The sequence below is a fragment of the Chromobacterium haemolyticum DSM 19808 genome, assembly GCF_000711885.1.
Taxonomy (GTDB): Bacteria; Pseudomonadota; Gammaproteobacteria; order Burkholderiales; family Chromobacteriaceae; genus Chromobacterium; species Chromobacterium haemolyticum.
Genome location: NZ_JONK01000012.1, coordinates 116,780 through 123,381, shown reverse-complemented (window position 1 = coordinate 123,381; position 6,602 = coordinate 116,780). Strand labels below are relative to the sequence as shown.

Here is a 6,602-nt window from a genome sequence, read left to right as displayed (position 1 = left end):
AGCAACCGGCAAAAACGCCGTGGTGGCCGCGGCCGCAACCGTGCGCGAAGTCATGCTGGGGGAGGGTGGCTGCGCCGCAATTGCGTACCACGATGGCACACGAACCCGCTTTGCCCTGGCGTATGTGGGCGAAAACGGTATCGAGGCCGGCGTGAAGTATCGCCTCAATGACCAGCACCAGTTTGAGGCTGTCATTGATGACCAGGAAGAAGAGGAGGCGGCATGACTGCAATTTCGCGCGACGAATGGCTCGCACTGCGCAACACCGGCATCGGCGGCAGCGACGCCGGCACGGTGCTGGGCGTGAACCCATACAAAACCGCGTATCAGCTCTATCTGGAAAAGCGCGGTGAGCTCCAGCCGGAAGACATCGACGACAAAGAGGCGGTGATCGCTGGCCGCGACCTCGAAGACTACGTCGCCCAGCGTTACAGCCGGCGCACCGGCCTGAAGGTCGAGCGCTGCAACACCATGCTGCGCCATCAGGAGCACCCGTTTGTGCTGGGCAATCTTGACCGGCTGGTATGGGAGGGCGACAAGCGCCCGCAGCACCGCGGCGAGATCCGCACGCGGCATTTGCTGGAGTGTAAGACCGCCCTCGGTCGTTTCATCGACAAGTCGGCATGGGGGCCTGATGGCACCGACGAAGTGCCCATGACCTACCTCGTGCAGTGCCAGCACTACATGGCGGTGACCGGCGCCGAGTTGTGTGACCTCGCTGTGCTGATGTCCGGCCCGGAGTTCCGCCTCTATCACATCCGGCGGGATAACGAGCTGATCGCGGAGCTGATCGCCCGCGAAGCCGAGTTCTGGCAGCGCGTTCAGACGGGCAAAGCGCCTGAACTGGATTGCGACCACGCGACCACGCCCGACCTGCTGGCCAGGCTCTACCCGGGGACGAACGGCGAGGAAATAGCCCTGCCGGACAGCGCCACTCACTGGAAAGCCGTCATGGACGAGGCGAACGAGCAGAAAAAGCTGTACGAGGCCGTCGCCACCGGTGCAAAGAACCACTTGCTTGAGCTGATGGGCAATGCTGCCGTCGGCAAGCTTCCGGACGGCTCGCAGTTCACCCGCAAGGCGATCTCCCGCGGTTCATACACCGTTGACGCCGTGACCTATATCGATTTCCGCCACAAGAAGGCGAAGGAACAAGCAGCATGAGCGCACTGATTGAACACGAGGCCGTCACCGATGTGCCGGCGTTTCATGGCCACCAGACGTCCACCTCTGCGCTGGTGCTGGACGATGGCAGCATCGACCGCATGATGCGGGTTGCCGAGATCATGGCCAGCGGCAAGGCCACCGTTCCCCAGCATCTCCGGAACAATCCCGGCGATTGCCTAGCGGTTGTGATGCAAGCTATGCAGTGGCGAATGAATCCGTTCGCCGTCGCGCAAAAAACCCATCTCGTGAATGGCACCCTAGGCTACGAGGCGCAACTTGTGAATGCAGTTGTTTCTTCCTCCCCGCTTTTGCATACCCGTATCAGCTACAGCTGGGGTGGAGATTGGAGTAAGTGCTCTGGCAAGAACGACAAAAGCTCGCTTCTGACCGCGACCGTTTCCGCAACGATTCGAGGTGAGACAGAGCCTAGGGTTTTGACCATAAGCATGGCACAAGCGGGTGTTCGAAACTCTCCAAACTGGGAGCATGACCCGAAGCAACAATTGGCATATCTGTGCACAAAGCGGTGGGCGAGATTACATGCTCCCGATGTACTGCTTGGCGTTTACACCCCAGACGAGCTTGATCAGGGAACGCCAGCAGAGCGCGACATCACGCCGCGCGCCAATAGTGCGCCGGTCGCTGCCGCGCCGGCTACGCGAACGGCTCAGCTCAAGCAGCGTCTTGCGGCCAAGCCTGCGCCGGCCGCTCTGCCTGCCCCAAGCTTGGACGATGTCCTGCTCGCTATCAGCACGGCCGGCGGGCGGGCTCAGATGCAGGCCGCGAAGGAGATGGCCGGCCAGCTGGGAGAGCAGGACTACGCCGTCGCGGTGAAGCGCTATCAGCAGCGAGTCGATGAACTGCGCGCACAGGCCGCGCCGGCTGCAGCCGCAGGCGCTCCCGGTTTCGACTTGGACGGCTTCAAGACCCGGATCGGCAACTGCAAGGACGTAGACACGCTGGATTTGATGGCCGACGAGTTCAGCGGCATTGCCGACGGCGAGGCCTTCCAGCAGCTGAGCGACCTGTATCACGCGCGCCGGGCCGAGCTGTTGGGTGATTGACCCATGAGCCGCGTCATCTCAACGCGGCCGGCCAGCTCGCTCTATACGCCCGACCGGCTGCGCGATCTTCTATCGGACGCGGAAACCAACGCCCGCAACGGCAGCGACTGGGACCGCGACTTCATCGAAACCATGCAAGCCCGGCTGAAGCAGTACGGCATGGGCATGCACATCAGCAGTCTGCAGCGCCATCACTTAGAACGTATAGCCTCCTCAATCTGAAAGGATCACCCCATGCAAGACAACAAAGACTTCCGCGCGATGACCTCCGACACGATCGGCAAAGACCTGCTCAGCGCGCTGGTAGCTGAAGTGAAGCTGCTGCCGGATGTCTGGCAGAAGCTCAGCCAGGCCAAACAGGACGACGTGATCGAGCGTATGCGCAAGCGCGTCGAGTCGAACGTCAAAATGGCCATCCACCTGCTGAGCTCCGAGGGTCGCGTCACCGTGCCCGCCCATCTGGAGCAGTTCGTCAGCAAGGACGGCGTGAAGGTCCAGTTCAAGGTAAATCAGAACGCCGCCGGCATCGTGGATCTGATGCGCGCCACAGGCAAGACTTGCTTGCTGGTGGTGGCCAACGCCGACGAAAACCTCGGCGGCATGGACGAGATCGTCGGCGAACCGGACCAGCGCGCGATGGACCTCGGACACGAGTACCACGACAACGACGGCGGCGGCATGGACGACATCTTCGGCGGCGATGTAGTCGACGCGGAGTTCGTAGCCGACGCGCCGCAGTTGCCTGCGCCGGGCGATGAAACACCGACCGAGGAGCAACTCGACAAAGCCTTCGATGACGGCTACGACGCGGCGCTGGCCGGCAAGCCGGAGAGCGATTGCCCGATCATGACCGGCGCGCTGTGCATCGAATGGGTCAAGGGCTGGAAAGAGTTTCACAAGGAGCTGGCCGGCGGCGAGCAGGCGACGGTGGAAGCACCGGACGCCGAGGACAGCCAGGAACCCGATGCGCCGGCCGCCGCCACCACCCCGGCGGTGCGCTACCAGCATCCGGACGATTCTCGCCTGACTTGGACCGGTCGCGGCCGTAAGCCGGCTTGGGTTCAAGCCTGGCTGGACGCCGGCGGCACGCTGGAGCAGTTGGACGCCAATAGCAACGACGCAGACACTGCTGCTGCCGCGTAATCACCGAATCACACCTGGGCGCCCACGGCGCCCACTGAGGACCACAACATGACCATCATCGCTATCGCCATCCCGGCAGAGCCCCAAGAACTGGCCGGCCGCCTGGAGCGGCTGACAACCGCGCATCGCGCACTGAAGGCGCGGGCGACCACTCTTGAAGAGTGGAAAAATGATTTACAGAAGGATGTGGAGTGGAATGCAAAGCTCCGCCAGGCGCTGGAGCTGGAGGTGCGCCACCAGCAGCGCCAGCTGGCCGAGCAGGGCGTAGAGATCGAAGGCCTGCGCGCCGAAGCGGAGCGTGTCGAACTGCTGGAGCGCCAGCTCGAAGCGCGCGACCGCCGTGTCATCGAGTTGGAAGCCGCGCTGCATGTCGCGCTGCTGCCGACCGAGTCCCGCAGCAACGTGATCGATCTCGTACAGGCCGCGGCGTGATGTACCCGGACATCAAGAGCGCGCCCCGGATCGTGCCCGGCCTGGCCCATCTCTTCTATAAGCCTGAGCCGAAGAAGCGGCGGCCGGCAGGGGCGCGGTACTCGCTGGACCGAGTGGAGCACAGGGTCGAGGACATGCCCAGGGGCGAGTTCACGAGCGCGGACGTTGCCAAGTTGCTGTGTCTGAGCATCGAATCGGCGCGGCTGATCTGCACCGACGCCGTCAACGCCGGGCTGCTGCAGATCGTGCGGCGGGAGCGGCAGCTCAAGATTTACAGAAAGGTGAGCACATGACCGAAGACGACCTCGCGCAGTGGCGCCGGCTGAACCACGGCGCACCGATCAATCAGCCGCCCAAGTGGGCGGTTTGCTTTTGGAGCAAGCACAATGAAAACCACGGTTGCTTTCGAAATCGACACCGACCGGCTGCGAGACTTTACTGACACCCACTTGGCCGAGCTGTGGCACATCGCCCAAGCCAACCCGGTGGACATTGAGGACCGCGATGCAGGCGAGCTCGTCGAGTACATTGGCCGCGAGATCATCCGCCGCTTTCTGATGAACACCACGCCAGAACTCTGGGCCCATCAAGGGCGGCACTACTTCTGGAACAACCTCACCAAGCACTGCATCTGGTCCGATGAGGCTAATGCTTGGGTGCCCAAAGCGCAAAAGGAAGAGGCATGAACCCGCAACACCTGCACGAAACGCCCGACACCGGCGCGGCGATTGCCGCAGTTAACGAAGCCCACGCAAGTGGGCTTTTTAACGCCCGCGAGGAGCCCGCATGACCTTGCAGCCAGTTGCCGCCTTGTTTGTCCGCGCCGACAGCGTCTACAAGCAGATGGTCGGCGTGGATGCCTGGGATGCAGAGCGTGATGCCCGGGCCTGGCCGGGCGGCTGCCCGGTTGTCGCCCATCCCCCTTGCCGTGCCTGGGGCCGGTTGCGGCAGTTTGCAAAACCTCGCTCGGGTGAAAAGGAGTTGGCGCTTTTTGCTCTGCGGCAAATCCGCCAATTCGGTGGCGTGCTTGAGCATCCGGCGGAAAGCTCATTGTGGAATGAGGTGTTTCTACCAAAACCCGGTGAGTTTCAAGACGAGTTTGGCGGCTGGAGTATTGCAGTCGAGCAGTTCCACTGGGGGCATCGCGCTGAGAAAGCGACGTGGCTCTACATCGTTGGCTGCGCGCCGTGTGACTTGCCGCCCATCCCGTTCCGCCCGGGCCGCCCAACCCACTGCGTCCGTCCCACGAAGTCTTACCCTCGGCTGCCATCCATAACCAAGGCCGAGCGCGAGCATACGCCGCCGGCGTTTGCTGAGTGGCTCGTCCAGGTCGCAAAGCTCTGCGCAAAGCAGAACGAAAGGGCCGCCGCATGACCGGCTGCTGGATACACACCGGCTATCGAGATGGCCGGATTGTTCTTCGATGGGTCGCTCACGCGGCCCTTACTTATTGGGAGTGAGCATGACCTGCAACTGCACCACTGAATTCACCGCCAAAATGGCCGAGCGTGCGACGAAGCAACTTGGTGTGCCAGCCAAAGCTGAATACCAGAACGCTACACAGCTGATCACAAAGAACTTGGACCTGATCAGCCGGCATTTCGTCACCTTCAAGATCACCGCGGACAAGCCTGGCTACCGCAAAGGCAAGGACACCACGTTCGCGATTAATTTCTGCCCGTTCTGCGGCACCAAAGTCGAGGACTGACCATGTCATCCACCAAAGAACGCCCGATTTTATTCAGTGGCGACATGGTTCGCGCGCTGCTGGCCGGCACCAAGACCCAGACGCGGCGGATCATCAAGCCGCAACCCGACGTGACTGAAGAGCGACTGCGCGAGCTGGGCGCATGGATCGACGGCTTTACGCTGAGCCAGCAAGTGGACGGAGCGTGGCAACACGGGTTCATCGACACTGAATGCCCCTACGGCCAGCCCGGCGACCGGCTGTGGGTGCGGGAGACGTGGGGCGTCATCAGCCACTCGTGGGACAGGCACGGCAATAGGGTTAAGTGGACCCCAAACCGGCCGGCCACGGCAATCAGCGAGATGCCATTCGGCAATGGCTACTACTCCGGCCACGTCATCTATGCCGCTGATGGCCCGAATGAATGGTCAGACGACGACGATGGTGGCGGCGAGCCCCGTTCGCTGTGGCATCCATCGATCCACATGCCGCGGGCTGCCTGCCGCTTGGTTCTGGAGATAACCGACGTCCGTGTTGAGCGGTTGCAGGACATCAGCGAGGCAGATGCTGTGGCAGAGGGCGGCCCGGTAGATCACCCCAACGGTACTGCCCGTGGGTGGTTCGAGCAGTTATGGGAGAAGCTCTACGGCGCCGGCAGCTGGGATGCGAACCCGTATGTGTGGCGAATTTCGTTCAAGAAAGTGGAGGCGTGAGGATGCACACACCGGAACCGTGGCGCGTGGGCGAAACCTACGACAACGATGGCCACTTGGAAACCATCATCTCGGCAATGGGTGGCCGAGCATCCGTCGCTATTGCGTTGGACTTCGGTGCCAACAATCCCGAAATGAGGAACGCGAACTGCCGTCGCATCGTGGCATGCGTCAATGCACTGAAAGGCGTCTCGACTGAAGCGCTGGAAGACGGCGGCCAGATTCGCCTTGCCGTTGATAAGCAGGTAGCAAAGAAGCTGGCAGAGCATTCTCAACTACTCGCCGCGCTCGAAAACTTGCTGGCCACCGTAAAAGGGCAAAAGCCGGGGGCGTTTGCCGATGCCGAACGCCAAGCACTGGCCGCAATTACTGCGGCAAAACCCGAGTAAGGAGGCG

Annotated in this window: 12 protein-coding genes; all 12 read left to right on the top strand. The window is 62.2% G+C overall.

Going from position 1 to position 6,602, the window contains the following annotated elements; translation table 11 throughout:
• The coding region (locus tag BR71_RS24470; RefSeq protein ID WP_043636043.1) for a YdhT family protein at positions 1-226 on the top strand (226 nt) is incomplete at its 5' end.
• Positions 223-1,164 carry a YqaJ viral recombinase family nuclease gene (locus BR71_RS09265; protein WP_043636040.1) on the top strand — a complete coding sequence of 314 codons (942 nt, stop codon included), beginning with the start codon at positions 223-225 and terminating at the stop codon, positions 1,162-1,164. The genes BR71_RS24470 and BR71_RS09265, both read left to right, overlap by 4 nt.
• On the top strand, positions 1,161-2,231 hold the full coding sequence (locus BR71_RS24985; RefSeq protein WP_081862608.1) for a RecT family recombinase: 1,071 nt from the start codon (positions 1,161-1,163) through the stop codon (positions 2,229-2,231). Before BR71_RS09265 ends, BR71_RS24985 begins: the two co-directional genes overlap by 4 nt.
• Before the next feature lie 3 nt (positions 2,232-2,234).
• Positions 2,235-2,453, top strand: a complete 219-nt coding sequence (locus BR71_RS09255; protein ID WP_043636038.1) for a hypothetical protein — start codon at positions 2,235-2,237, stop codon at positions 2,451-2,453.
• A 12-nt stretch (positions 2,454-2,465) separates the two neighbouring features.
• Positions 2,466-3,374: a ribosome modulation factor gene (locus tag BR71_RS09250; RefSeq protein WP_043636036.1), complete on the top strand. Its 909-nt coding sequence runs from the start codon at positions 2,466-2,468 to the stop codon at positions 3,372-3,374.
• 48 nt (positions 3,375-3,422) lie between these two features.
• The gene (locus tag BR71_RS09245) at positions 3,423-3,806 is read left to right on the top strand and encodes a hypothetical protein (protein WP_043636034.1); all 384 of its coding nucleotides are present in this window, start codon (positions 3,423-3,425) and stop codon (positions 3,804-3,806) included.
• On the top strand, positions 3,806-4,099 hold the full coding sequence (locus BR71_RS09240; protein WP_043636027.1) for a hypothetical protein: 294 nt from the start codon (positions 3,806-3,808) through the stop codon (positions 4,097-4,099). Before BR71_RS09245 ends, BR71_RS09240 begins: the two co-directional genes overlap by 1 nt.
• 93 nt (positions 4,100-4,192) lie before the next feature.
• Entirely contained in the window at positions 4,193-4,492 is a 300-nt protein-coding gene (locus BR71_RS09235; protein WP_043636024.1) for a hypothetical protein, read from the top strand.
• 100 nt (positions 4,493-4,592) lie between these two features.
• Positions 4,593-5,180: a hypothetical protein gene (locus BR71_RS09230; protein ID WP_208854855.1), complete on the top strand. Its 588-nt coding sequence runs from the start codon at positions 4,593-4,595 to the stop codon at positions 5,178-5,180.
• 88 nt (positions 5,181-5,268) lie between these two features.
• Positions 5,269-5,514, top strand: a complete 246-nt coding sequence (locus BR71_RS09225) for a hypothetical protein (RefSeq protein WP_043636021.1) — start codon at positions 5,269-5,271, stop codon at positions 5,512-5,514.
• 2 nt (positions 5,515-5,516) lie between these two features.
• Positions 5,517-6,206, top strand: a complete 690-nt coding sequence (locus BR71_RS09220; protein WP_043636018.1) for an ASCH domain-containing protein — start codon at positions 5,517-5,519, stop codon at positions 6,204-6,206.
• A 2-nt stretch (positions 6,207-6,208) separates the two neighbouring features.
• Positions 6,209-6,595, top strand: a complete 387-nt coding sequence (locus BR71_RS09215) for a hypothetical protein (RefSeq protein WP_043636015.1) — start codon at positions 6,209-6,211, stop codon at positions 6,593-6,595.
• Positions 6,596-6,602 lie beyond the last annotated feature (7 nt).